General features: G+C 61.8%; 24 protein-coding genes. 14 read left to right on the top strand and 10 right to left on the bottom strand.

What is annotated here, in order from left to right; all coding sequences use genetic code 11:
- Window positions 1–25: 25 nt before the first annotated feature.
- On the top strand, window positions 26–1,234 hold the full coding sequence (locus ACIOMR_RS17910; protein ID WP_003218151.1) for an HDOD domain-containing protein: 1,209 nt from the start codon (window positions 26–28) through the stop codon (window positions 1,232–1,234).
- A 120-nt stretch (window positions 1,235–1,354) separates the two neighbouring features.
- Here the strand turns inward: ACIOMR_RS17910 and ACIOMR_RS17905 are convergent, their stop codons facing one another.
- Both ACIOMR_RS17905 and desA read right to left on the bottom strand, forming a co-directional pair.
- Window positions 1,355–2,353, bottom strand: coding sequence for a GGDEF domain-containing protein (locus ACIOMR_RS17905; RefSeq protein WP_401195545.1), 999 nt, complete (start codon window positions 2,351–2,353; stop codon window positions 1,355–1,357).
- Window positions 2,354–2,743: 390 nt separating this feature from the next.
- Complete coding sequence (gene desA / locus ACIOMR_RS17900) at window positions 2,744–3,928, bottom strand: delta-9 fatty acid desaturase DesA (protein WP_087693634.1); 1,185 nt, start codon at window positions 3,926–3,928, stop codon at window positions 2,744–2,746.
- A 166-nt stretch (window positions 3,929–4,094) separates the two neighbouring features.
- Between desA and dibA the strand changes: the two genes are divergently transcribed.
- The 6 genes from dibA (at window position 4,095) to ACIOMR_RS17870 (ending at window position 10,449) form a co-directional block, all read left to right on the top strand.
- The gene (gene dibA / locus ACIOMR_RS17895) at window positions 4,095–6,005 is read left to right on the top strand and encodes a phosphodiesterase DibA (RefSeq protein WP_177040712.1); all 1,911 of its coding nucleotides are present in this window, start codon (window positions 4,095–4,097) and stop codon (window positions 6,003–6,005) included.
- Between the two features lie 322 nt (window positions 6,006–6,327).
- A complete protein-coding gene (oscA, locus tag ACIOMR_RS17890) occupies window positions 6,328–6,510 on the top strand; it encodes a sulfur starvation response protein OscA (protein WP_003170956.1) in 183 nt (60 codons plus the stop codon).
- Window positions 6,511–6,586: 76 nt separating this feature from the next.
- Window positions 6,587–7,597, top strand: a complete 1,011-nt coding sequence (locus ACIOMR_RS17885) for a sulfate ABC transporter substrate-binding protein (protein ID WP_003218143.1) — start codon at window positions 6,587–6,589, stop codon at window positions 7,595–7,597.
- Between the two features lie 163 nt (window positions 7,598–7,760).
- Entirely contained in the window at window positions 7,761–8,579 is an 819-nt protein-coding gene (gene cysT, locus ACIOMR_RS17880; RefSeq protein WP_003218141.1) for a sulfate ABC transporter permease subunit CysT, read from the top strand.
- 13 nt (window positions 8,580–8,592) lie between these two features.
- Window positions 8,593–9,465, top strand: a complete 873-nt coding sequence (cysW, locus tag ACIOMR_RS17875) for a sulfate ABC transporter permease subunit CysW (protein ID WP_003218139.1) — start codon at window positions 8,593–8,595, stop codon at window positions 9,463–9,465.
- 3 nt (window positions 9,466–9,468) lie between these two features.
- The gene (locus tag ACIOMR_RS17870) at window positions 9,469–10,449 is read left to right on the top strand and encodes a sulfate/molybdate ABC transporter ATP-binding protein (RefSeq protein WP_003218138.1); all 981 of its coding nucleotides are present in this window, start codon (window positions 9,469–9,471) and stop codon (window positions 10,447–10,449) included.
- A 126-nt stretch (window positions 10,450–10,575) separates the two neighbouring features.
- Here the strand turns inward: ACIOMR_RS17870 and ACIOMR_RS17865 are convergent, their stop codons facing one another.
- Window positions 10,576–11,100 (bottom strand): DUF962 domain-containing protein, encoded by a 525-nt coding sequence (locus ACIOMR_RS17865; protein ID WP_401195538.1) that lies wholly within the window; start codon window positions 11,098–11,100, stop codon window positions 10,576–10,578.
- An 83-nt stretch (window positions 11,101–11,183) separates the two neighbouring features.
- Between ACIOMR_RS17865 and ACIOMR_RS17860 the strand changes: the two genes are divergently transcribed.
- Complete coding sequence (locus ACIOMR_RS17860; RefSeq protein WP_003218134.1) at window positions 11,184–11,870, top strand: Crp/Fnr family transcriptional regulator; 687 nt, start codon at window positions 11,184–11,186, stop codon at window positions 11,868–11,870.
- A 38-nt stretch (window positions 11,871–11,908) separates the two neighbouring features.
- Entirely contained in the window at window positions 11,909–12,274 is a 366-nt protein-coding gene (locus ACIOMR_RS17855) for a response regulator (RefSeq protein WP_003218132.1), read from the top strand.
- A gap of 145 nt (window positions 12,275–12,419) precedes the next feature.
- On the opposite strand, the gene ACIOMR_RS17850 is transcribed toward ACIOMR_RS17855, so the two are convergent.
- Window positions 12,420–13,424, bottom strand: coding sequence for an AraC family transcriptional regulator (locus tag ACIOMR_RS17850; protein WP_087693638.1), 1,005 nt, complete (start codon window positions 13,422–13,424; stop codon window positions 12,420–12,422).
- 101 nt (window positions 13,425–13,525) lie between these two features.
- Here ACIOMR_RS17850 and ACIOMR_RS17845 point away from each other — a divergent pair, with 101 nt between their 5' ends.
- Window positions 13,526–14,605 carry a fatty acid desaturase gene (locus ACIOMR_RS17845; protein WP_401195534.1) on the top strand — a complete coding sequence of 360 codons (1,080 nt, stop codon included), beginning with the start codon at window positions 13,526–13,528 and terminating at the stop codon, window positions 14,603–14,605.
- A gap of 38 nt (window positions 14,606–14,643) precedes the next feature.
- On the opposite strand, the gene ACIOMR_RS17840 is transcribed toward ACIOMR_RS17845, so the two are convergent.
- The 6 genes from ACIOMR_RS17840 to ACIOMR_RS17815 all read right to left on the bottom strand — a co-directional run bounded on the left by ACIOMR_RS17840 (window position 14,644) and on the right by ACIOMR_RS17815 (window position 20,099).
- Entirely contained in the window at window positions 14,644–14,955 is a 312-nt protein-coding gene (locus tag ACIOMR_RS17840) for a putative quinol monooxygenase (RefSeq protein WP_401195531.1), read from the bottom strand.
- Window positions 14,956–15,247: 292 nt separating this feature from the next.
- Window positions 15,248–16,129 carry a LysR family transcriptional regulator gene (locus ACIOMR_RS17835; protein ID WP_008433706.1) on the bottom strand — a complete coding sequence of 294 codons (882 nt, stop codon included), beginning with the start codon at window positions 16,127–16,129 and terminating at the stop codon, window positions 15,248–15,250.
- Window positions 16,130–16,141: 12 nt separating this feature from the next.
- Window positions 16,142–17,314, bottom strand: a complete 1,173-nt coding sequence (locus tag ACIOMR_RS17830) for an L-dopachrome tautomerase-related protein (RefSeq protein ID WP_401195528.1) — start codon at window positions 17,312–17,314, stop codon at window positions 16,142–16,144.
- Between the two features lie 130 nt (window positions 17,315–17,444).
- The gene (locus ACIOMR_RS17825) at window positions 17,445–18,377 is read right to left on the bottom strand and encodes a LysR family transcriptional regulator (RefSeq protein WP_003218124.1); all 933 of its coding nucleotides are present in this window, start codon (window positions 18,375–18,377) and stop codon (window positions 17,445–17,447) included.
- 74 nt (window positions 18,378–18,451) lie between these two features.
- Entirely contained in the window at window positions 18,452–19,651 is a 1,200-nt protein-coding gene (locus ACIOMR_RS17820) for a CynX/NimT family MFS transporter (RefSeq protein ID WP_401195525.1), read from the bottom strand.
- The gene (locus ACIOMR_RS17815; RefSeq protein ID WP_134325533.1) at window positions 19,638–20,099 is read right to left on the bottom strand and encodes a nucleoside deaminase; all 462 of its coding nucleotides are present in this window, start codon (window positions 20,097–20,099) and stop codon (window positions 19,638–19,640) included. Before ACIOMR_RS17815 ends, ACIOMR_RS17820 begins: the two co-directional genes overlap by 14 nt.
- 105 nt (window positions 20,100–20,204) lie before the next feature.
- On the opposite strand from ACIOMR_RS17815, the gene ACIOMR_RS17810 reads away from it, so the two are divergent.
- The 4 genes from ACIOMR_RS17810 to ACIOMR_RS17795 all read left to right on the top strand — a co-directional run bounded on the left by ACIOMR_RS17810 (window position 20,205) and on the right by ACIOMR_RS17795 (window position 23,285).
- Complete coding sequence (locus tag ACIOMR_RS17810; RefSeq protein WP_008433713.1) at window positions 20,205–21,056, top strand: LysR family transcriptional regulator; 852 nt, start codon at window positions 20,205–20,207, stop codon at window positions 21,054–21,056.
- Between the two features lie 240 nt (window positions 21,057–21,296).
- Window positions 21,297–22,106 carry an energy transducer TonB gene (locus tag ACIOMR_RS17805; protein ID WP_177009311.1) on the top strand — a complete coding sequence of 270 codons (810 nt, stop codon included), beginning with the start codon at window positions 21,297–21,299 and terminating at the stop codon, window positions 22,104–22,106.
- A gap of 50 nt (window positions 22,107–22,156) precedes the next feature.
- Window positions 22,157–22,882: a MotA/TolQ/ExbB proton channel family protein gene (locus ACIOMR_RS17800; RefSeq protein ID WP_085984637.1), complete on the top strand. Its 726-nt coding sequence runs from the start codon at window positions 22,157–22,159 to the stop codon at window positions 22,880–22,882.
- A gap of 1 nt (window position 22,883) precedes the next feature.
- Window positions 22,884–23,285, top strand: coding sequence for a biopolymer transporter ExbD (locus tag ACIOMR_RS17795; RefSeq protein ID WP_003218118.1), 402 nt, complete (start codon window positions 22,884–22,886; stop codon window positions 23,283–23,285).
- Window positions 23,286–23,479: the final 194 nt, after the last annotated feature.

The following is a 23,479-nucleotide window of genomic DNA, read 5'->3' as shown; positions in this document are numbered from 1 at the left end:
TGGTATTGCCGATGGAGCGTGCTGGATGACTGCTGTTGATTTACCGGCTGTACCCCGTGTGTTGATTGCCGAGGCCGACCCTTGGTCCCGAGATCTGCTCAAGCAGGTGTTGCTGAATGTGCGCTGTGACGCACGGCTGGATGTGTGTGCCGATGGCCAGCGGGCCACCGAGTTGCTGCGTGACAAACCCTATGACCTGATCATTGCCGATTGGGAGCTGCCCGGCGTCGATGGCCTGAGCCTGCTGCGCAGCGTGCGCCTGCAACGGCGTACGCCGCTGTTGCCGTTTATCCTGCTGAGTACCCGCAACGACAGCGCCAGTGTGCGCGAAGCCTTGCCGCTGGCACCGACCGCGTACCTGACCAAACCCCTGAACATGGAAAGCCTGACCCAGCGCCTGCAGGACTTGCTGCTGAACGAAGGTGAGACGGTGTATTGCGAAGTCCCGGCCCTGGCGCCGGGCATGACCTTGCCGGTGTTTCTGGAGCGCCGCCGGGAAGCCTCCGACGGCGCGCCGCTGCGGGTCGACGTGCAGGCTGCGGTGCAACATAGCCTGGAGCCGGAGGGCCTGGACCTCAAGCGCCTGGAAGAGCAGGTGCGCATGGACCCGCAGATTACTGCCGTGTTGATCGCCGCCGCCAACAGCGCCGGCCATCACGGTTCGCCGGTACAGACCCTGGGCATGGCCCTGCACAAGCTGGCGGCGGGGCAGAGCATGAACCTGATCCTGGGGCTCGCCCTCAAGCACAACGTGGTACTGAGCGACCCGAGCCTTGTGGATTACGCCGAGCGTCATTGGCAGCTGTCCCAGCGCACCGCCGACTACGCCCGCAGCCTGGCGCGCATGCTCGACCTGGATCACGAGCGCTGCTACAGCGCCGGCATCCTCCATCGCCTTGGCGACCTGGCCTTGCTGCGGTGCCTGCAAGACTGGCTGCTGGGCGGTGGCGAATTGGATGACGAAGCGATTGGCGAGTCCCTCTACACCTTCGGTGCGGCCTATGGCTCGGCACTGCGCACACGCTGGCGCCTGCCGCTGGAGTTGCGCCAGTTGATCGCGGCGATTTATTCGCTGGAGGGCGGGGTGTATTCCCGCGAAGCGCTGGTGATGAACCTGGCGGCGCAACTGGCGCGGCTGACCGAGCATGAAGGCGTCGAGGCATTGGCGAAAGGCAAGACGGCACGCTTGCTCAAGGTGGGTTTGCCGGAATTGACGCGTATGCGCAAAACCTAGCAGGCGATGCGTGCCAGTGTGGGAGCTGGCTTGCCTGCGATAGCATCATCCCGGTACAACCGACATACCGAGGTGCCTGCATCGCGGGCAAGCCCGGCTCCCACAGGTCATCGTGTAGCATCAGCCGGAGAGCACGCGGTTTTTGCCCTGGCGCTTGGCCTCGTACATGGCCGCGTCAGCGCGGGCAAACAGGCTGTCCACGTTGGCGTCCTCGGCGGTCAGGCTGGCCAGGCCCTGGCTGACGGTGACCGCAAAGCTCTCACCGTCGTGGCTGAAGCTCAGCTGCGCAATCTCGTGCCCCAGGCGTTCGGCCACCTGCATTGCCATCTCCGGGGCACAACCGGGCAGTATGGCGGCGAACTCTTCGCCGCCAATGCGCCCGAACAGGTCGCCACGGCGCAGAACTCCCCGACCGCTCTCGGCGATACGCTGCAACACCTGATCGCCTTCCAGGTGGCCGTAGGTGTCGTTCACCACCTTGAAGTCATCGATGTCCAGCAACAGGAACGCCAGGGGCGTGCCTTGCAGGCAGGCGCGTTCAAACTCGTGGTGGGCGCACTCGAAGAAATGCCGGCGGTTGCTGCTGCGGGTCAGCACATCGGTGGTGGCCAGGCGGTGCAGCTCGAGCTCCAGCTGCTTCTTTTCGGTGATGTCTTCGGCTATGCCTACCACGATCACCGGCTGGCCGGGCTCGGCCTGCTGGTTGATGTAACACTTGTCGCTGAGCCAGCGGATCTGCCCGTCGGCGGTGATGATGCGGTACTCGCGGTCTTCCACGGCGCCGCTGTGCAGCACCTGGGCCAGGCTGTGCTCGGCGTAGTCGAGGTCTTCGGGGTGGATGCTGTTGCGCCATTCCCGATAGTCGGTCAACAACATGCCCGCCGTACGTCCGAAAACCCGCTCATAGGCCGGGCTGACGTACAGCACGCGGCGAGTGTCCCACTCGATTGCCCAGAGCACGGCATTCACACTGACCAACAGCGAACTCAGCAGTTGCTCGCGTTCACTCAGCCGTTCCACTTCGCCCTGGGCATGCATCAGGGCCAGCAACGTAGCGGCGGCTGCCGGTCGTGGGTGTTCGAGGACGGGGGTGTCGGTGAAGGTCTTTTCGTGGACCATCGGCACAACTCTCTCTGGGCAGGCCGCGGGGTTGGGCAGCGGTCACAACAAGGGCCGCCGGGATGGCGAAGTGTTGATTGAGAGGGGGAATTTGCTGCGAAGTTCCGTTATCAGCGCCGATTAGAGGCGACCAAGAAATGGCGCCAGAAACATGTAGGAGCGAGTTTGTTGGGGGGAGGGGCTTGCTGTGGGGAAGGAGTTGCGGTGGGGAAGGAGCTGCTATTGGGAATGAGCTGCTATGGGGAGGGAGCTTGTTGTGGCGAGGGAGCTTGCTCCCGCTGGGCTGCGTAGCGGCCCCAAAATCTTGGGAGCGCTGCGCACTCCAGCGGGAGCAAGCTCCCTCGCCACAGAAGCTCCCTTGCCACAAAAAATCGGCTCGCTACAGCCGTATCAGGCCGCGGCAGGCCGCAGCGAATAGGTCTTCAGCTGATGGGCAAAGTCCCGCAGGGATTGAATCCCGCTCGCCTCGGCCTCGTGCACCCATTCCTTGATCGCCGCCAGCATGTCGTGGCCGTTGGTGCTGGTTTTCAGCCAGATCTGTTGCAGCGCCAGGCGCTTCTCGTAGATCACTTTCAAGGCCTGGCTGTGTTCCAGCATGCTCTGGATGCGCACATGGTGGCGGTCATCCAGCAGGCTGGTTTCCCGCGACAGCAGGCGCTTGGCGCGATGGAATTGGTGGCGCACCGAGTGATCGACCTTTTCCAGTTCCTGCTTGACCAGCGGGCCAATCACCAACTTGCGGTACTGGGCCATGATCTGGAAGCGGTTGTTGAGGATCGCCATCGCGGTGTCCATGTCCAGGCTGCCCTTGCCTTCGACCCGGTGGGCGATCGGCGCGACCCGTTGCACCTTGGCCAGGCGCAGGAAGCTGAACACTTTGATCCAGGCCCAGCCCAGGTCGAACTCCCACTTCTTCACCGACAGCTTGGCGGAGTTGGGGTAGGTGTGGTGGTTGTTATGCAGTTCTTCGCCACCCACGATGATGCCCCAGGGAATCAGGTTGGTCGCCGCGTCGCGGCATTCGAAGTTGCGGTAGCCGATGGCATGACCCAGGCCGTTGATTACGCCGGCAGCCCAGAACGGGATCCACATCATCTGGATGGCCCAGATGGTGATGCCGATGGTGCCGAACAGCAGCAGGTCGATCACGCCCATGATCGCCACGCCCAGCAGCGGGTACGGGGTGTAGAGCTTGCGCTCGATCCAGTCTTCCGGGCAGTTCTTGCCGTAGATGCGCAGGGTCTCGGGGTTCTCGGCTTCGGCGCGATACAGCTCGGCGCCTTTGCGCAGCACGGTGGACAGGCCCTTGATCACCGGGCTGTGAGGATCGTCGACGGTTTCGCACTTGGCGTGGTGTTTGCGGTGGATAGCGGTCCACTCGCGGGTGTTCTGCGCCGTGGTGAGCCACAGCCAGAAGCGGAAGAAGTGTTTCAGGCCAGCATTGAGCTCCAGGGAGCGGTGGGCTGAATAGCGGTGCAGATAGACCGTGACCCCGACAATGGTCACGTGGGTCATCAACAGAGTGACTGCCACCAGTTGCCAGGCCGACAAGTCAAGAAAACCGTTGTACCACATAGGCTGTATGGCCCTCAGATAAAGAAAAAACCAGCTTGCGCATTATCACTAAGCCTACAGATAAAACCAGCCGCCCTTTCAGATAGGAGTGACTGGATGTTTCTTATTCTATAATCCGTAACCTTTGTAGGGCGAATCTGGTTTTTTAGTAAGGATTACTGAACATATGCTGTTTTCATACCGAGGTGCCCTGCGTGCCGGGCTGATGTACCTGCTGGTTTCGATTGTGTGGATTCAGCTCAGCCATCAGGTATTGATCAACTTTATCGATGAACCCGTGGAGCTGGGCCGCTGGCTTCAGATACGCGGTTACCTGTGGGTCAGCCTCAGTGCCCTGGCGATCTACCTGCTCTGCGCGCACTTTGCCCGGGCGAACCTGATCCAGCAGCCACTGAAGGAAAACCGCGAGCGCCTGCGCCAGGCCGCCGCCGTGTTCGATTGCACCCGCGAAGGGGTGCTGGTCACCGATGCCCAGGGGCTGATTGTTCACGTCAACCGGGCCTTTATCGAAATCACCGGCTACCAGTGCGAAGACGTGCTGGGGCACCAGCCGAGCCTGTTCAAGTCCGGGCGCCACTCGGCCAGTTTCTACCAGGCGATGTTCGAGACGCTGGAACGTGACGGTGAATGGAGCGGTGAAATCTGGAACCGCCGTAAAAGCGGCGAAATCTATCCACAGTGGCAGACCATCCGGGTGATCCGTGATGAGCAGGGCCATATCAGCCACTACGTCGCGGTGTTCTCCGATATCAGCGCCATCAAGCACTCCGAGAGCGAGTTGGCGCACCTGGCCCATCACGACCCGCTGACCGACCTGCCCAACCGCCTGCTGTTCACCGACCGTGCCGAACAGGCCCTGGCCTCCGCGCAGATCCATAAACGTGGCTGCGCCTTGCTGCTGCTCGACCTCGACCATTTCAAGATCATCAACGACAGCCTCGGCCATAACGTCGGCGACCAGTTGCTCAAGGCCGTCGGCGAGCGCCTGCAAGGCCTGTTCGGCCCCGGCGTGACCCTGGCGCGCCTGGGCGGTGACGAGTTCGCGGTGCTGGCGGAAAGTTGTCCACAGGTGGGCCAGGCCGCCGCCCTGGCGCAACGTATTCTCGACGCGATGAAAGAACCGGTCATCTTCGACGGCCATCAACTGTTTATCAGCGTGAGCATCGGGATCAGCCTGTTCCCCAGCGACGCGCTGAGCGCCGAGCAACTGCTGCGCAACGCCGACTCCGCGTTGTTCAAGGCCAAGAGCGCCGGCCGCGAAGGCTACGCCTTGTACACCGAAGAGCTTACTGCCCACGCCCAGCACCGCGTGGAAATGGCCGGTGAACTGCGCCGCGCCCTGGATCAGCAGGAGCTGCGGGTTTACTACCAGCCAGTGCACGACCTGCAAGACAGCCGAATGATCGGCGTCGAAGCCCTGGTGCGCTGGCAGCACCCGGAGCGCGGGCTGGTGCCGCCGGGGGAATTCATCCCGATTGCCGAGCGCACCGGGCTGATTGCCGACATCGACGCCTGGGTCATGGACCAGGCCTGCCGCCAGATGTGCCAGTGGCTGGCAGACGGTGCACCGTTGACGTTTCTCGCGGTGAATGTGTCCAGCCGCCTGTTTGCCCGGCGAGAGCTGTATGAGCAAGTGGCCAAGGTGCTGCACGACACGGGGCTGGATCCGGCGCTTTTAGAGCTGGAAGTCACCGAAAGCGCGGTGATGGAAGACCCGGAAGTCGCCCTTGAGCAAATGCATCGCCTGCGTGAGCTCGGCTTGCGCCTGGCCATCGACGACTTTGGCACCGGTTATTCATCGCTGCTGCGGCTCAAGCGCTTGCCGGTGCAGAAGCTCAAGATCGACCAGGGTTTTGTCGCCGGGTTGCCATGGGATGAGGACGATGCGGCGATCGTGCGGGTAGTGATCGCGTTGGCGCAGAGCATGGGCATGCAGGTGCATGCCGAAGGTATCGAGCAGGTTGAGCAGGCGCGGTTTCTATTGGAACAGCGCTGTGACCTTGGCCAGGGGTACTGGTTTGGTCGGCCGATGCCGGCCAGTGAGCTGGATTGGGCGAGGGCGCCGACAATTCGTTAACCACTGCCTGTCCTGATTTGAAACAGGGCCAAAATGTGGGAGCGGGCTTGCTCGCGAAGGCGGTGGGTCAGTCAGCAAATCTGTCACTGACCCACCGCCTTCGCGAGCAAGCCCGCTCCCACATTTGGATCTCCACACGGCTTTATTTCACGGGTCGTCCCGCCAAACCCCTCGCAACCCCTCGTCCCATCAGAAAATTCTTTCTGGTTATATAAACATTCTTAAATAGTATTTTTAAGAATATCCGCGCTTATCTACTATCGCCCTCACGCCGCAAGCAGTGCCGCCACTGCGAGGCACTTCTCATTTCAGGAGCACGACCATGAGCGCATCTCTACGTAGCGTTGACGGCCAGGACGAAGCAGCCATTTTGCGCGAGATCCAGAGCGCCCTGCGCGATCTGCGGTTTGGCGCGGTGGAAATCACTGTGCACAACGCCCAGGTAGTACAAATCGAACGCAAAGAGAAATTCCGTTTGCAGAACCCGGGCAACAAACCGAGCTGAGCAACACCGGCGATTCGATTGCAAGACCCGCAACTATAAGAAAAAAGCCAACACCCAAGAATTTCAGGAGCCTTCTATGTCGTCGATTCGCCGTTATGCCCTGGCAGCACTGGCCAGTGCCGTGTTTGCCGGTTCCGCTGTTGCCAAGGATTACGAACTGCTCAACGTGTCTTACGACCCCACCCGCGAGCTCTACCAGGACTACAACGCTGAATTCACCAGCTTCTGGAAGCAGTCGCACCCGGGTGACAACGTCAAGATCCAGCAATCCCACGGTGGTTCGGGCAAGCAGGGCCGCGCGGTAATCGACGGCCTGCGCGCCGACGTCGTGACCCTGGCCCTGGCCGGCGACATCGACGAAATCGCAAAACTGGGCAAGACCCTGCCGGAAAACTGGCAAACCCGCCTGCCGGACGCCAGCACCCCGTACACCTCGACCATCGTGTTCCTGGTACGCAAGGGCAACCCTAAAGGCATCAAGGATTGGGGCGACCTGATCAAGAAAGACGTGTCGGTGATCACCCCGAACCCGAAAACCTCCGGCGGCGCCCGCTGGAACTTCCTAGCCGCCTGGGCCTACGGCCTGAAAGCCGGTGGCAGCGAAGCCAAGGCCCAGGAATACGTGAAAGAGCTGTTCAAGCACGTGCCGATCCTCGACACCGGCGCGCGCGGTTCGACCATCACCTTCGTCAACAACGGTCAGGGTGACGTGTTGCTGGCCTGGGAAAACGAAGCCTTCCTGGCCCTGAAGGAAGACGGCGGCGCCGACAAGTTCGACATCGTTGTACCTTCGCTGTCGATCCTCGCCGAGCCGCCAGTGGCCGTGGTCGACAAGAACGCTGAGAAAAAGGGCAATACCGAGATCGCCACCGAGTACCTCAAGCACCTGTACAGCCCGGCTGGCCAGGAGATTGCGGCGAAGAACTTCTACCGCCCACGCGATGAGAAAGTCGCCGCCAAATACGCCCAGCAGTTCCCGAAACTGGACCTGGTGACTATCGACAAAGACTTCGGCGGCTGGAAAACTGCCCAACCGAAATTCTTCAATGACGGTGGCGTGTTCGACCAGATCTACTCGGCGCAGTAAGCAAAATCAAACTGTAGGAGCCAGCTTTCTGTGGGAGCCGGGCTTGCCCGCGATAGCATCACCTCGGTGTAGCTGATACACCGAGGTGCCGGCATCGCAGGCAAGCCAGCTCCCACAGAAGCTCGCTCCTACAGTGGTATCTACCCGCTAACCAAGGACTCTTATGTCGCGTCGTATCTCCCCCGTCATACCCGGCTTCGGGCTGACGCTGGGCTACACCGTGGTGTACCTCAGCCTGATCGTACTCATCCCCCTTGCGGCGATGTTTGTACATGCCGCTCAACTCACCTGGGATCAGTTCTGGAACATCATCTCCGCACCGCGTGTGCTGGCGGCGTTGAAACTGAGCTTCGGCACTGCGTTGTATGCCGCGATCATCAACGGCGTGATCGGTACCCTGCTGGCATGGGTACTGGTGCGCTACACCTTCCCCGGGCGCAAGATCATCGATGCGATGATCGACTTGCCGTTCGCCCTGCCCACCGCCGTCGCCGGTATTGCACTCACCGCGCTGTACACGCCCACTGGCCTGGTAGGCCAGTTCGCCGCCGACCTGGGCTTCAAGATCGCCTACACCCCCCTGGGCATCACTCTCGCGCTGACCTTCGTCACGCTGCCATTCGTGGTGCGTACCGTGCAGCCGGTGTTGGCCGATATCCCCCGGGAAATCGAAGAAGCCGCCGCCTGTCTCGGCGCCAAGCCCCTGCAAGTGTTCCGCTACATCCTGGTACCGGCGCTGCTGCCTGCCTGGTTGACCGGCTTCGCCTTGGCGTTTGCACGAGGTGTCGGTGAGTACGGTTCGGTGATCTTCATCGCCGGCAACATGCCGATGAAAACCGAGATCCTGCCGTTGCTGATCATGGTCAAGCTCGACCAATACGACTACCACGGCGCCACGTCCATCGGTGTGCTGATGCTGGTGGTTTCCTTTGTCCTGCTGCTGCTGATCAACTTGCTGCAGCGGCGCATCGAACACCCATAAGGAGGCGCGGAACATGTCCCAATCGTCTATTTCCGCCGCGTCCTCGGCCAACGCTGCCCGTCGTGGCAGTGCGGTGTCCCGACGCATCCTGATCAGCCTTGGCTGGCTGGTGTTCTTCCTGTTTTTGTTGCTGCCGCTGTTTATCGTGGTGTCCCAGGGCCTGAAGAATGGCCTGGGTGCGTTCTTCACCGCGATCCTTGAGCCGGACGCGCTGTCGGCATTGAAACTCACGGTGATCGCCGTGGTGATTTCGGTACCGCTCAACGTGGTGTTCGGCGTCAGCGCCGCCTGGTGCGTGAGCAAGTACTCGTTCCGTGGCAAAAGTATCCTGGTGACCCTGATCGACCTGCCGTTCTCGGTATCGCCGGTGATCGCCGGCCTGGTCTACGTGTTGATGTTCGGCGCCCAGGGCTTCTTTGGCCCGTGGCTGCAAGACCATGACATCCAGATCGTGTTCGCCTTGCCGGGCATCGTGCTGGCGACCATCTTTGTCACCGTGCCGTTCGTGGCCCGTGAGCTGATCCCGCTGATGCAGGAGCAGGGCACCCAGGAAGAAGAGGCCGCGCGCCTGCTGGGCGCCAACGGCTGGCAGATGTTCTGGCATGTCACCGTGCCGAACATCAAGTGGGGCCTGATCTACGGCGTGGTGCTGTGTACCGCGCGGGCCATGGGTGAGTTCGGTGCGGTGTCGGTGGTGTCCGGCCACATTCGCGGCGTGACCAACACCTTGCCGCTGCACGTCGAGATCCTCTACAACGAATACAACCACGTCGCCGCGTTTGCCGTCGCGAGCCTGTTGCTGATCCTGGCGCTCTTCATCCTGCTGCTCAAGCAGTGGAGCGAGAACCGTATCAACCGCCTGCGCAAAAGTGCTGGTGAGGAATAAGTCATGTCGATCGAAGTCCGTAATGTCAGCAAGAATTTCAACGCCTTCAAGGCCCTGAACAGCATCAATCTGGACATCCAGAGTGGCGAGCTGGTGGCGTTGCTGGGCCCGTCCGGCTGCGGCAAGACTACCCTGCTGCGGATCATCGCCGGTCTCGAAACCCCGGATGCCGGCAACATCGTGTTCCATGGTGAAGACGTCTCCGGCCACGACGTGCGTGATCGCAACGTCGGCTTTGTGTTCCAGCACTACGCGCTGTTCCGCCACATGACCGTGTTCGACAACGTCGCGTTCGGCCTGCGCATGAAACCGAAAAACCAGCGCCCCACCGAAAGCCAGATCGCGGTAAAAGTCCACGAGCTGCTGAACATGGTGCAGCTCGATTGGCTGTCGGATCGCTACCCGGAACAACTCTCCGGCGGCCAGCGCCAGCGTATCGCCCTGGCGCGCGCCCTGGCGGTAGAGCCGAAAGTGCTGCTGCTGGATGAACCCTTCGGCGCCCTCGATGCCAAGGTCCGTAAAGAACTGCGCCGCTGGCTGGCGCGCCTGCACGAAGACATCAACCTGACCTCGGTGTTCGTGACCCACGACCAGGAAGAAGCCATGGAAGTGGCGGACCGCATCGTGGTGATGAACAAGGGCGTGATCGAGCAGATTGGCTCACCGGGCGAAGTCTACGAAAACCCGGCCAGTGATTTTGTTTATCACTTCCTCGGCGACTCCAATCGCCTGCATTTGGGTGAAGACAAGCACGTGCTGTTCCGCCCGCATGAAGTGTCGCTGTCGCGCCATGAACTGGAAGACCACCACGCGGCTGAAGTGCGTGATATTCGCCCGCTTGGCGCGACCACCCGGGTGACCCTGAAGGTCGAAGGCCAGAGCGAGTTGATCGAGGCTGAAGTGGTGAAAGACCACGACAGCCTGACGGGTTTGGCGCGGGGCGAGACGTTGTTCTTCAAGCCCAAGGTCTGGCAAAAAGCCTAAAAGCGCCGCAAAACCCATGTGGGAGCGGGCTTGCTCGCGAATGCGGTGGTTCAGTCGGTACATCCGGTGACTGACACTCCGCTTTCGCGAGCAAGCCCGCTCCCACATTTGGATCTCCAGTGTTGCTCAGGCCGTGGCGTTCTTTTGCCGCACGGCCACGGGCCCCGAGCGCTCTTCAATCTGCCGCTTCAGGTCATGCCGCAGCCCCACCAGGAACGCCAACTCCGCCACCACAAACAACGGCCCCACGATCAACCCGGACACGTCATCGACAAACGCCGGCTTGCGCCCCTCGTAGTAATGCCCCACAAACTGGATCACCCAGCCCACCACGAACATGCCGATGCCGCTGCTCAGCCACACCAGCGTGCTTTGCGCCGCCAGCACATGCCCGGCCCACACCGACAGGCCCATCAGCACCGTCATCAGCACGCCGAGCGCCAGTTCCAGGCGCAGGTAGAACCATGCCGAAAGCAGCGCCACTACCACCGCGGGCGACAGCCACAGCCCGGCCACCGTCCATTCGGGGCGTGACAGCAGCACGGCCACGGCCACCACGATCAGCGGGATGCCGATAAAGTGGCTGGCGATATTGCGCGGGTCGCGGTGGTAGGCCGCGTATTGACTGAGATGGTCGACGAGGCTTTTCATTGTTGTTCCTCCTGTAGGATGTTTGATCATGCCCTGTAGGCCCGCGACACACTGTCAACTGGCCGACAATCTTCGGAGTTCGCATGGATGTAGAGAAATGGCACCCACGGCTGGCCACCGGTCACTGGTACAGCCATCTGCCTGCTGATCTACAGAATAGCTTGCTGGCCAGCGCCCGGTTGCGGCAGCTGACGGCGGGGCAATACCTGTTCAAGCGCGGCGATCCGCCGTGTGGGTTGTATGCGGTGCTGGAGGGCTCCCTGCGTATCAGCGCGGTGAACGAGCAGGGCAAGGAGGCAGTGTTGAGCCTGGCGGAGTTGCCATACTGGTTCGGCGAAATCTCATTGTTCGACGGGTTGCCCCGCACCCACGATGCCTGCGCCGTCGGGCCGTGTACGTTGTTGCAGGTACCGCAGCCGGCGTTGCTGCACATCCTTGAACAGACTCCGCGTTACTGGCGCGACATGGCCCTGTTGATGAGCCAGAAGCTGCGCCTGACCTTTATCAATATCGAGCAATTGAGCCTGATGCCGGCGTCGGTGCGGGTGGCGCACCGCTTGTTGATGATCGCCGAAGGCTACGGCGACATCGAGCAGGCCCGGCAGGTGCTGCAACTGCCCCAGGAAGACTTGGCCGCGATGCTGAGCCTGTCGCGCCAGACCACCAATGCGTTGCTCAAGGACCTGCAAGGCCAGGGCATCGTGCGCCTGGGCTATGGCGAGATCGAAATCCTCGACCCGCAACGTTTGCGCGAGGCGGCGCATGCCTGAGGGTGGTAGCCTGCGTTCACGATTATTCGAGGTGTGTTATGCGCGTCCTGCTAGTGGAACACGAGTCAGAGGCGGCCGAGGCGATGGGCCGCAGTCTTGAAGAGGCCAGCTACACGGTGGAGGTGGCGGCCAATGGCATGGCGGCCCTGCGCTTTGTGGAAAGCACCGAATACGACCTGGTGATCCTGGATGTGATGCTGCCGGGGCTGAATGCCTGGAAGCTGCAGCAGGCGATCCGGTTGAAGGGTGAGACGCCGATGTTGTTTCTGACCACGCCGGACGGGATTGAAGATCGGCTGCGTGGGCTGGAATTGCATGAGGATGATTATTTGCTCAAGCCGTTTGAGGCCCGGGCGTTGGTGGCGCGGGTGAAGAAGGTGTTGCGGCGGGATCGGGGGCGCTGACTGCCACTGGCTTTTGGGGTGTTTGATTGACCGCTTTCGCGAGCAAGCCCGCTCCCACATTTGACCGAGTACATCCTTTGGAATGCGGTCAAATGTGGGAGCGGGCTTGCTCGCGAAGAGGCCCTCGCAGCCGCCGCAACTCCAGCTACCTCAACCCATCCCGAAACTGCCCCGGCGTGATCCCGGTCCAGCGCTTGAACGCCCGGTTGAAGCTGCTGGTATCGGCAAACCCCAGCAAATGACTGATCTCCGCCAGCGAACACTCGGGATCCCGCAGATGCAGCAGCGCGAGGTTCTCCCGGCATTCGTTCAGCAGCGCATCAAACCGGCAGCCCTCATCCGCCAGATGCCGCTGCAAGCTGCGCAAACTCAGATGCAACGCCTGGGCGATGCGCTCGGCGCTCGGCTCACCGTCAGGCAACTGCGCCTCAATGGCCGAACGCACCTTGCGTTCCCAGGTCAGCGGCCGCAGTTGCGCCAGGGTGCGCTTGAGCACGGTTTCATTGTGCTCGGCCAACTCGGGGTTGGCATCGTCCAGGTGGCTGTCAAAGTCCCGGGCCGCAAATTCCAGACGGTCTTCCTCGGCGGCAAAAAACACCGGCGCGCGAAATACCGTGTGCCACGGCTTGGGATCAGCCGGCTCGGGCCGCCGCAGGTACACCGCCAGCGGCGCGTACTCCCGGCCCAGGCGATTGCGGCAGGTGCGCACGTAAATCGCGGCGAACGCATCAATCGCCTCAAACGCGGGTGCGGGTGTACCGGCGGGCTGTTGCAGGCGAAAGCGGTAACGTTCGCCCTCCCGGCTAAGCTCCAGGCTCAGGGCGTCGCTGACCACCTGGTGATAGCGCACGATCCGCTCGAACACTTCCCGCAGGCTGCCGCTGGCCACCAGCGCATAACCCAGCGCGTGAAAGGTGGTGGGGCTGACAAACCGCGACACCCGCAAGCCAATCGCCGGGTCGCCGCTGGCCTGTACCGCCAGTTCCCACAGGCGCGTGGTGGCCGATAGCGGGTAGCGCGCGTTCGGATCTTCCATCAACTGCGGGTCGAGCCCGGCCTGGGCACACAGCGCGGCGCTGTCGAGGCCCAGGGCGTCGAGCTGCTTGCGCAGGGCGCGGGTCCAGCTGGCGAGAGAGGTCGGTTCGGTCATGTTGATTGGCGCTTGCGGTCAACAGGTTGGCGTGTGGGGCTAGCGTCCCGCCAGATCGCATAGGGCAGGATGTACGCATCAATAAGACAGAGGATGGAAGCATGGACGGTACTTCTGCAAGTCCCCGGCAGATGAACGCACAACAGCGTTCAGCGCATATCCGTGAAGTGGTGCTGGCCGAGGGGCTGTTATTGCGCCAGCGCCACCCCTGGCTGCTGCATCAGGATGCGTTGGGCGCGGGCATCCTGGCCTTTGCCCTGGTGGGCATGCTGGGTTCGGCGGCGCTGTATATCACCGGGCACATGGCGTGGTGGGTGTGCCTGCTGCTCAACGCATTCCTCGCGTCATTGACCCACGAACTGGAACACGACCTGATCCACAGCATGTACTTTCGCAAGCAGCGCCTGCCCCACAACCTGATGATGGGCCTGGTGTGGCTGGCGCGGCCCAGCACCATCAACCCTTGGGTACGGCGCCATATCCACCTCAATCACCACAAGGTTTCCGGCAGCGAAACCGACATCGAAGAGCGCGCAATCACCAACGGTGAACCGTGGGGCTTCGCACGCTTGCTGATGGTCGGCGACAACATCATGTCAGCACTGATCCGGGTGCTGCGCGCACCGTCCTGGAAGCACAAGCTGGGCATTCTCAAGCGCACGGCGCTGGTCTACGCACCGCTGGCGCTGCTGCATTGGGGCGCGTGGTATGTGTTCCTCGGCTTCCATGCCGCGAATGGCATCGCCAGCCTGCTGGGCGCGCCAATCGACTGGTCAGCCAACACCTTGGCAGTGATGCACATCATCGACATCGCCGCCGTGGTGATCATCGGGCCCAACGTGCTGCGCACCTTCTGCCTGCATTTTGTCAGCTCCAACATGCACTACTACGGCGACATCGAGCCGGGCAACGTGATCCAGCAAACCCAGGTGCTCAACCCGTGGTGGCTGTGGCCGTTGCAAGCGTTCTGCTTCAACTTCGGCAGCACCCACGGGATTCATCACTTTGTGGTCAAGGAGCCGTTCTACATCCGCCAGATGACGGTGAAAACGGCGCACAAGGTGATGGCGGAGATGGGCGTGCGCTTCAACGATTTCGGCACGTTTGCCCGGGCCAATCGGTTTGAGCGCCAGGAGGGACGGCTGAGCGAACTCAACCCGGTGGAAAGGACAGCGAGCTGAGCAAGCGTCCCGGTCACCCTGGGGTGACCGGGTGCGATTTACTGAATGGCCTGGTAGAAGTTCACCTGTGCTTCATCCAGGTACGCGAGGATTTTCGCCGGCAGGCGCTCGGTGGGTTTCGCCGGGCCGAAGGCTTTGTAGAGCGTTTCGAAATGCGCGTGCAGGTCCGCGACGCTTTCCCACTGTTCGTTGAGAAAGAACCGGTTGGGGTTCTCTTCATCGTTATGCCATTGATAGACCACGGCCTTGTCGTGCTGGTGGGTGAGCTTTTGTGAAACGGCCGCTACATCACGATAGAACTCGGCCTGTTTGCCTTCTTTGATGGTGCCGCTGAAAACCAGGTAGAGCATGTTGGAATCCTCGGTTTGGGGAGATTGCAGAACATCTGCATCGCCAAACTAGCCTCAGTGAGCAGGCCCTTGTAGCCAGCCCGCCGCGAATTCAGAATTCGTAAAAGGCCTCGGAATCGAACGGCCGTCTTTGCCCGGTCAGGCCCATGCGTTGCAACACCAGCGCTACCACCGCAGCGGTAACCCGATGGAACGACAAGTCTGTCACCCCTAGTCGAACGACGCGTGGGCCGCTCGCGAGATTTGTTCTGCCTGCAGCTTGGTGAGTCACCGTCATGATTTTTTCCCTATGCTAAAAATCGCCCTGGAACTCGGCGATCATGAACTCGACGAAAGCCCGAGCCTTGGATGAGATCAACCGCGCGCTGGGGTAGATCGCCCAGATATCCCGGGTTTGCTCCAGGACACAGGACGGCATGATTTCCACCAATGCGCCGCTTTCCAGTGAGGGCCTGACGTTCCACTGTGAAACAGAGACGATGCCGAGCCCACCCTCCGCGGCAAGCCGTGCGCTTTCGCCGCAATTGACTCTGAGCGAACCACTGATTGCCGTGACTTTGTGTGACTGGGCACCCACGAAACGCCAATGGTCCTCGTCGCCCAGCAGGATGCAGGAATGATTGACCAGCTCCGCAGGTGAAGTCGGTTCGCCATGCGCCTGGAGGTAGGCGGGTGCCGCACACAGGATGCGTCTGTCGCAGCCGAGCTTGCGCGCCACCAGGGATGAGTCCTTCAGGGCGGCGATGCGGATTGCCACATCAATCCCGATCTCGGTCAGGTCCTGCATTTGATCGGACAGTATCAGGTCGATCTTCAGCTTCGGGTTGGCGTGCAGGAACCGGGTAATGGCCGGCATCAGGCACATCCGCGCGAAGGACCCGGGGGCGGATACTCTTAACACCCGCTTGGCCACGTCCTTGCCTTTCACCGCGACCAGATAGGCCTCGTCCACGGCTGCCAGCACCCGGATTGCATGGGGCAGAAACAGCGCACCGTCTTCGGTCAGGCTGACCTGGCGGGTGGTGCGATGCAGCAGGCGCATGCCCAGGTATTCTTCAAGCTTCGCCAGTTTGTGGCTGGCCACCGAGGGCGCGAGTCCCAGCTCCCTGCCGGCTGCGGTGATATTGCCCAGCTCTGTTGATCGCATGAACAGGTTCAACGCATCAATATTCATGCTTCGGCGCCGCTAGTGTGTGGGCGCCGGCGCGGCATCGATCTTCACGCGCAGCAGGCTGTAGGGTTTCTGGCGCAAGTCTTTGCCTGCGTGAAAGATGCTTTGGCGGTGCAGCTGATTGGCGATGAAGTACAGGTAGCCATCAGGACCGATTGACAGTGTGTCGGGCCAAAGCACACGCGGATCATGGACGATGGTCTGCCATTGCCCGTTCGCCAGCCGTTTGCGCACGCTGTTGTTTTCGTAGTCGCCGGCATACACGGCCCCCGAGGCGTCGGCTTCAAGCCCGTCCGAGGCGCCTTTTTCCCCGAGGTCTTTGACCGCCATTTCGAGCCGTGCTTCGCTGACTGTCTCGTCACGCAGCAGTGCCGTGGGGATGGCGTACAGGTGCCGACTCGACAGCGGGCAGAAATACAAGATCTGCCCATCAGCCGACAGGGCGATGCCGTCCGAAGCCACGGCAAAAGGCTGGGTGCCGCCTTTGGCATCCCGCACTTTCAGGACCTGGCCTTCGACCGTGGGTACGAAGTTCGGGTCGACCGAGGTCGAGGGTGCACCACTGAGCCGGCGTATGGCCGTGCCACTGGCGATGTCCATGACGATGATCGCGCCCGGGCCGGTAAGTGAAGAGTCGGTGATATAGATCACGCCTTGGTCACCCACGCGAAAATCAAAGCGCATGTCGTTGACGTAGGTGCCGGGCAGCATGACGTTTTTCGGGAATACGAGGGTCTTGACCACCTTGTTGGTGGCGAGCTCAACTGCGACGAGCTTGGCACCACCTGGCTGTGGAGGCGAGAAGCCAGGCGCCGCGGTGTCCAGTATCCAGAGGCGTCCGCGCCCGTCGGCCACCACGCTTTGTACGCTGATAAACCCTTTGGCCGGGTCTTTGGGGTTGGCCTGGTTTATCGCCTGGTCAGGGTAGGGTACGACTTTGCCGTCGCGCAATTCTGCGACGGTAAACGGCACCTCGTCGCCCCAGCGAGGAAAGTTGACAAAGATGCGTCCGGTCTCGGTAACGCTCACGCCGGTGGGCATGGCATCGTGGAAGGCGTGCACCTGCTCGATGGCGCCAACGCTCTGATCGGCGGGCAGGTTCGCCGGCATGGAAGCCTGGGCGGCGGTGCCGGTGAGGGCCGCTGCCAAGGCAAGGGCAGTCCAACTGATTGGGTATTTCAAGTACATGGCAGGGCTCCAGGTTTTTCTGTTCTGGAGCCAATGGTGTCGGTTCCCGGCAGGCGAAAAAACCCGCTGATTGCCGATAACAGTTTCATTGAAATCAAGAGAATGGGCTGTCGCGCGCAAGCCTGGTTTTTTAATTGCGGGCGAGCAAGCTTGCTTCAGCAGAGGGGGTATCCACGGTGATCAGGGTTTCGATCATCGCCTTCGCCGCCGGCGACAAGCGAAACCCGGTACGGCTGATGATCCCGCAGCGGTTGTTCAAACTGTCGAGGCTGTGAGGCACGTTGCGCCAGTGCAACACCGTCAGTGCGCCACGGGCAAAGTCTTCGGCAAACGCATCCTCGGCACCCAGGCCAATCGCGTTGGACTGGTGCACGATGGCTGCCAGCGCCGCAAACTGCTCCAGTTCGATAGCGGGAGAAAAGTCGACACGCCCGCTCAGGTTGGCCAGTAGCTTGCGTACCCCGGGAGCGATCAGCGGTGTGGCCAGCGGGTAGTCAAACAAGTCGTTGGTCGAGAGGCTGTCCTTGGCCAGTAACGGGTGCCCGGCGCGGCAGAAAAATACATTGCGCCGGGGTGTCAGGGCCTGGGTCTGGAAATTCGGATCGGCCTCGAAGTGGCGCACATCGGCGATGAAGAATTCGATCTCTTCGCGACTCAAACTGCGTCCGAGTTTTTCCCAGTTATCCACATGCAAACCGCTGCGTACTCGTGGATGAGCGCCGACAAACCGTGCGATCGCTCCAGGCACCAGGTTCACCGCCGCCACGGCATCGCAGCCAAAGCGCAATTCGCCGGCGTCGAGCTTGGTCATGCGGGTGACTTCGTGGCTCAGCCGCGCCGCCCCCTGAACGAGCGACAAGGCATGTTGCAACACCACCTGGCCCTCGGGAGTGGGGCGCAGGTCTTTGTGGGCGCGGTCCACCAGCACACAGCCAAACTCCTGTTCCAGGCTTTGGATGCTGCGGCTGAACGCCGGCTGGGTAATGCCCATGGCGTCGGCGGCGCGCACAAAACTGCGGTACTCGTTCAGAGCAATGAAGTAGCGCAGTTGGCGAAGGTCCATGGAGTTTTCCGGCGTCCTGAAGGAAACCGCGATTCTAATCGCCTCGCTTATTCCGCAAAAGAATGTTCATTGTTTTATCTAGATTCAAATTGCATATCCATAGAGCCTGTGCGGTAGGTGGCCGGGCTGAACACCCGGGTGAGTATCAGCATCGCCACCACCGTCAGCGTCAGCACCATCCAGGCGCTTACGAAACTGCCAGTCAATTCCCGCAGCCAGCCGGTCAGCCACGGTGATACGGCGTTGATCAAAAAGCCCACGCCCTGGACGAACGCCGCCAGTTGGCCGGCCTCCCGAGGGTCGCGGCGGTGATCCAGGGTCAGCAACAGGCTCAGGGCGAAACACGCTCCCAGGCCGAAACCGATCAACGCCACCCACAGGTGGGGGAATTCCAGCGGCGCCGTCAGCAAGCCGATATAGCCCACGGTCTGGGCCAGCAGGCTGATGCTCAGTAACGGTCGACGATCAATGCCACGTTGCGCCAGTGCCGGCATCAACAGCGCGGCGATTACCTGGAAGATCGTCATGAACGCCAGCAGCGAACCACTGGGCAGTACGCCCCAACCCAACTGCTGGTAGTAGGCCGGCAGCCACGCGACCATGCTCATGTAGCCGCAATTCACCAGGCCGAAATACAGCGCCAGCAACCACGCCCGACGGTTGCGCAGGCCCTGGAACGGCGCCGTCACCTGCGGGTTTCTCGCCGCACCCAATGGCAGCCACGCCCACAACAATAGTGCGCCCAGGGCCGGTAGCAGCCAGATCCCGAGCCCCGCCTGCCACTGCTGGAAATGCCCCGCCACCAACGGGCTGAGCAGCGCGGCCAAGCCACCGCCGCCCATCAGCGAAGCCGAGTAAACCCCCATCGCCAACGGCACGCGCTGGTGAAACTGGCGCTTGATCATCGCCGGCACCAGCGCCTGGATCAGCGCCACACCCGCACCGCCGAACAATGCGGTGGCCAGCAGCGCCGGCGCCTGGCCAAACAGCCAGCGCGCGAGGCACGCCAGCAGAATCATCATCAAGCCCAGGGCGATTCCGCGACGCTCCCCCAGCTTCGCCTCCAGGCGCACCCCCACCAACGCCACCAGGCCCATGCAGATCACCGGCAGGCTGGTGAGCAGGGCGCTGCTCTGGAAACTCAGGCCGGTGGCCAGGCGGATTTCCCCCAGCAACGGGCTGATGGAACTGAGGATGGGCCGCAGGTTCAGGCCCAGCACCACCAGCAAACCCCAACCGGCGAGCTTGCCGGCGAACGAATTATTCAGCGTCATGCAGGGCCTGCCACTCGCGGTAGAGGGCTTGCATCGCTGCCTGCGGCAGGTGCTGCACGGGCAATTTTTGCTCCGCCAGCGGCAGCGCCAGTTGCTGGTAGATCGCTGCTGTGGACAAACCAAAGGGCGCCGCCACGTCGTTGCTGGCAGCGAACACCACGCGGGATATGCCGCACAGGTGCATCGCACTCAGGCACATCGGGCAGGGCTGGCCGCTGGCGTAGATCACACAACCGTCGAGGCGCGGGCCGAGTTGTTGGCTGGCGGCACGGATGGCGAGCATCTCGGCGTGGGCGGTGGGGTCCTGGCTCAAGTGGATTTCGTTGACCGCCTCGACCAGCACCTCGCCGTCACGCACCAGCACGGCACCAAACGGGCGGCCACCGGCAGCTACGTTGGCCTTGGCCAGTTGCACGGCGTGATGCAGATGCTGTTGATCGTCAGTCATGGAAAACCCCTCGTGCGCAATGAGGCGTGAAGTATGGGCAGCCGCAGGGGTATTCTGAAATTAAATATAACCATGCCAATCAGTGGCAAATGGAATGGTGAGCCCATGTTCGATCCTGTGTTGTTGCGCAGCTTTGTTGCCGTCGTCGATTGCGGCAATTTCACCCGCGCGGCCGAGCGGCTGCACTTGACCCAGTCCACGGTCAGCCAACAGATCCGCCGCCTGGAAGATGCACTGGGTAGCCAGGTGCTCGACCGGGATCAGCGCCGCGTGGTGGCCACGGTGGAGGGCGAGCGCTTGCTGGCGTATGCGCGGCGCATCCTGGCGCTGCACGAAGAGGCGGCCGACGTGCTGATCAATCAGCAGAGTGATGGCGTGTTGCGCCTGGCGGTGCCCGAGGACTTTGCGGCCGAGCGCCTGATGCCGTTGCTGTCGGCGTTTGTGCAGGCTTATCCCCGGGTGCGCCTGGAGGTCACCAGCGGCTTGGGGCCGGAATTGTTGCGGGATTATCGCGGCGGTGAATTCGACGTGCTGCTGGTCAAGCAAATGGGTGACAGCGATGACTGCCTGGTGTCCTGGCCGGAGCCGTTGTGTTGGGTCGACAGCCGCAGTTCGCCGTCCCTGGGACGTGATCCGCTGCCGTTGGTGGCGTTTCCCGCCGGCGGCCTGTACCGCAATGAAATGCTGCATCACCTGGAGGTGGGCGGCTGGCGCTGGCGCATCGGTTATTCCAGCGCCAGCTTGGCCAGCGTGTGTTCGGCGGTGGCGGCGGGGCTGGGGATCAGCCTGTTGCCGGTGCGGGTGGTGCAGCCCGGGCACGTGGTGTTGGGCGCGGACAGCGGTTTGCCTGCGGTGCAGGGCGTGCGGCTGGCGCTGTATGGCCGTAACGGCCTTGGTGCGGCCGGGCAGGCGTTGCTACGCCAATTGCAGGATTTGTGTGCCGGTAATCCACGCTGAGCCATGCCTTCAGTGAATATTTTGTATGCCTCAAAAGCATTGAGATTTTTCCCCTCGGCGCCAGGCCGCGCAGGACGTGGCTTCGGCGTATCCGGATGTTTCGGTTATTCAATTTAGATCTATCTATAACTTTAAAGATTACTTTAAGAGATAAGCGTCTGCCCCCGATGATTCAGCCCTCGACGGCCGCCAAGGCAGGCCCGTCGGTTTTTTTGCTTAAGACCGCAGGGGAGTTAATCAATGGGCAATGTCCAGACCGCCGCCAGTGCACAAGAGGCGCAGTGGCGCCACGCACCGGGTGGTGAGTTGGTCGACCTTGGCCGGCCGCATCGCGCGCCGTTGGGGCAGTTGCGTACGCAGAAAACCCCGAAGGGTGTGTTGAGTCGGCGTGAAGCGATCCTGTTGGGGATTCTCGCGCTGGCCTTGCATGGCGCGGTGATCTATTGGGTCAGCCAGAAGCCAACCCCGGTGCTGCCGATTGTGCCGCCGGAAATCCCGCCGATGACGATCGAATTTTCCCAGCCGGCTCCGCCGGTTGTGGAGCCGCCGCCTGTACCGCCACCGCCGCCGCCACCGGTTGTCGAGCCACCGCCGCCGGTGGTTGATGAATTGGCCGCCAAGCCGGCGCCGAAAAAGATTCCGAAACCCAAGCCGGTGCCAAAGCCTGTGCCCAAGCCCGCACCGAAACCGGTAGCCGAGCAGCCGCCCGCGCCGCCTGTACCCGCGCCACCGGCTCCAGCACCGCCGGCACCGCCTGCGCCCGCGCCGGTCACACCGGCCTCGGCCAACGCCGCGTACCTGAAGAACCCGGCGCCGGAATACCCGTCACTGGCCCAGCGCCGGGGTTGGGAAGGCACGGTGCTGTTGCGGGTGCATGTATTGGCCACCGGCAAGCCGGGTGAGATCCAGATTCAGAAAAGCAGTGGTCGCCAGCAACTCGACGAAGCCGCACTGGCTGCCGTGAAGCGCTGGAGTTTTGTACCGGCCAAGCAGGGTGATGTGGCCCAGGACGGCTGGGTCAGCGTACCGATCGATTTCAAGATTCATTAATTATTGGATGCGGTGTGTTGGACACATCGCGACCTGCACAGAGGGAAAACATCATGGCATTAGCATCTCCAACTGAATCCATCGAAAGCGCGGTGATCTGGCTGCTGGTGGTCTTTTCGGTCGCTACCTGGGGCCTGGCCCTGCTCAAGGGCGTCCAGTTCGGCCGCCTCAAGTCCCAGGATCGCAAGTTCCACAAACAGTTCTGGGCGGCATCCAGCCTGGACTCGGCCGCTGAGTTGGCCGAAACCAAACCCGGCGCCGCCGCTCGTGTGGCCCAGGCCGGTTACGCCGCGATCCAGGTCGGTGAGGCGCCACACGCTGCTGACTTGAGCCAGGCGATCAACCATCAGGACCGTCTTGAACGCGCTTTGCGCCAACAGATCGTGCGTGAGCGTCGCTCCCTGGAGACCGGCCTGGCCGTGGTTGCGAGTATCGGCAGCACCTCGCCGTTTATCGGTCTGTTCGGCACTGTGTGGGGGATCATGGAAGCCTTGAAAGGCATCAGCGCCGCCGGTTCCGCCAGCCTCGAAACCGTGGCCGGGCCGATCGGTGCGGCACTGGTTGCCACGGGTGTGGGTATTGCCGTCGCGGTGCCGGCGGTGCTGGTCTACAACTACTTCCTGCGTCGCCTGAAGCTCACGGCTGCGGACCTGGACGACTTCGCCCACGACTTCTACAGCCTGGCGCAGAAGAACTCGTTCCGCGTGCTGCTGCACCCGACGCTGAGCAAGGCCGGTGCCCAGGGTGGCGCGCAAAAAGTGAAGGAGGCGTCCTGAGATGGCCTTCTCCACGCAAGACAGTGATGAGGTGCTGAGCGAGATCAACGTTACGCCGCTGGTGGACGTGATGCTGGTGCTGCTGGTGGTGTTTATCGTCACGGCGCCGTTGTTGACCAATGCGATTCCGATCAACTTGCCCAAGACCGAGGCCGTGGCCCCGGTGGAGCAGAAGGACCCGCTGGTGGTGAGCATTGATGCGGCCGGGAAACTGTTTATCAACAAGGATGAAATCCAGCCGGATTTGCTGGAGTTCAACTTGCAGTCGGCCAAGGCCAAGGACCCGGATGTGCGGGTGCAACTGCAGGCTGATGATGGAGTGAACTACGGCGAAGTGGCGCGAGCCATGGCGTCGATCGAGCGGGCGGGGATTACCAAGCTGTCGGTGATTACTGCACGTTAGTTTCAAATGCCTCGACAATTTTTTTGGCCGTCTCCTTGGCAGGGTGCGGCCTTTTTTTTGCTTTGGGGGGAGTACATATCCGTTATTTAGGTAACGGCTACTTATGGTTCCGCTCTTACAGCGGCTCACTTTTGAACAGCGCAAAAGTAAGCAAAACGCTCTTGCCCCACCACTCGGCACCTCGCCTAGGCTCG

This window comes from Pseudomonas sp. NPDC087814 (assembly GCF_044742865.1).
Lineage (GTDB): Bacteria > Pseudomonadota > Gammaproteobacteria > Pseudomonadales > Pseudomonadaceae > Aquipseudomonas.
The sequence above is the reverse complement of the archived record's forward strand: the minus strand, read 5'-3'. Positions and strand labels throughout refer to the sequence as shown.

What these genes read in the sequence shown, in the direction of transcription:
- ACIOMR_RS17910 (WP_003218151.1), top strand. Translation starts at nt 26, where the DNA reads ATGACTGCTGTTGATTTACCGGCTGTACCCCGTGTGTTGATTGCCGAG.
- ACIOMR_RS17905 (WP_401195545.1), bottom strand. Translation starts at nt 2,353, where the DNA reads ATGGTCCACGAAAAGACCTTCACCGACACCCCCGTCCTCGAACACCCA.
- desA (WP_087693634.1), bottom strand. Translation starts at nt 3,928, where the DNA reads ATGTGGTACAACGGTTTTCTTGACTTGTCGGCCTGGCAACTGGTGGCA.
- dibA (WP_177040712.1), top strand. Translation starts at nt 4,095, where the DNA reads ATGCTGTTTTCATACCGAGGTGCCCTGCGTGCCGGGCTGATGTACCTG.
- oscA (WP_003170956.1), top strand. Translation starts at nt 6,328, where the DNA reads ATGAGCGCATCTCTACGTAGCGTTGACGGCCAGGACGAAGCAGCCATT.
- ACIOMR_RS17885 (WP_003218143.1), top strand. Translation starts at nt 6,587, where the DNA reads ATGTCGTCGATTCGCCGTTATGCCCTGGCAGCACTGGCCAGTGCCGTG.
- cysT (WP_003218141.1), top strand. Translation starts at nt 7,761, where the DNA reads ATGTCGCGTCGTATCTCCCCCGTCATACCCGGCTTCGGGCTGACGCTG.
- cysW (WP_003218139.1), top strand. Translation starts at nt 8,593, where the DNA reads ATGTCCCAATCGTCTATTTCCGCCGCGTCCTCGGCCAACGCTGCCCGT.
- ACIOMR_RS17870 (WP_003218138.1), top strand. Translation starts at nt 9,469, where the DNA reads ATGTCGATCGAAGTCCGTAATGTCAGCAAGAATTTCAACGCCTTCAAG.
- ACIOMR_RS17865 (WP_401195538.1), bottom strand. Translation starts at nt 11,100, where the DNA reads ATGAAAAGCCTCGTCGACCATCTCAGTCAATACGCGGCCTACCACCGC.
- ACIOMR_RS17860 (WP_003218134.1), top strand. Translation starts at nt 11,184, where the DNA reads ATGGATGTAGAGAAATGGCACCCACGGCTGGCCACCGGTCACTGGTAC.
- ACIOMR_RS17855 (WP_003218132.1), top strand. Translation starts at nt 11,909, where the DNA reads ATGCGCGTCCTGCTAGTGGAACACGAGTCAGAGGCGGCCGAGGCGATG.
- ACIOMR_RS17850 (WP_087693638.1), bottom strand. Translation starts at nt 13,424, where the DNA reads ATGACCGAACCGACCTCTCTCGCCAGCTGGACCCGCGCCCTGCGCAAG.
- ACIOMR_RS17845 (WP_401195534.1), top strand. Translation starts at nt 13,526, where the DNA reads ATGGACGGTACTTCTGCAAGTCCCCGGCAGATGAACGCACAACAGCGT.
- ACIOMR_RS17840 (WP_401195531.1), bottom strand. Translation starts at nt 14,955, where the DNA reads ATGCTCTACCTGGTTTTCAGCGGCACCATCAAAGAAGGCAAACAGGCC.
- ACIOMR_RS17835 (WP_008433706.1), bottom strand. Translation starts at nt 16,129, where the DNA reads ATGAATATTGATGCGTTGAACCTGTTCATGCGATCAACAGAGCTGGGC.
- ACIOMR_RS17830 (WP_401195528.1), bottom strand. Translation starts at nt 17,314, where the DNA reads ATGTACTTGAAATACCCAATCAGTTGGACTGCCCTTGCCTTGGCAGCG.
- ACIOMR_RS17825 (WP_003218124.1), bottom strand. Translation starts at nt 18,377, where the DNA reads ATGGACCTTCGCCAACTGCGCTACTTCATTGCTCTGAACGAGTACCGC.
- ACIOMR_RS17820 (WP_401195525.1), bottom strand. Translation starts at nt 19,651, where the DNA reads ATGACGCTGAATAATTCGTTCGCCGGCAAGCTCGCCGGTTGGGGTTTG.
- ACIOMR_RS17815 (WP_134325533.1), bottom strand. Translation starts at nt 20,099, where the DNA reads ATGACTGACGATCAACAGCATCTGCATCACGCCGTGCAACTGGCCAAG.
- ACIOMR_RS17810 (WP_008433713.1), top strand. Translation starts at nt 20,205, where the DNA reads ATGTTCGATCCTGTGTTGTTGCGCAGCTTTGTTGCCGTCGTCGATTGC.
- ACIOMR_RS17805 (WP_177009311.1), top strand. Translation starts at nt 21,297, where the DNA reads ATGGGCAATGTCCAGACCGCCGCCAGTGCACAAGAGGCGCAGTGGCGC.
- ACIOMR_RS17795 (WP_003218118.1), top strand. Translation starts at nt 22,884, where the DNA reads ATGGCCTTCTCCACGCAAGACAGTGATGAGGTGCTGAGCGAGATCAAC.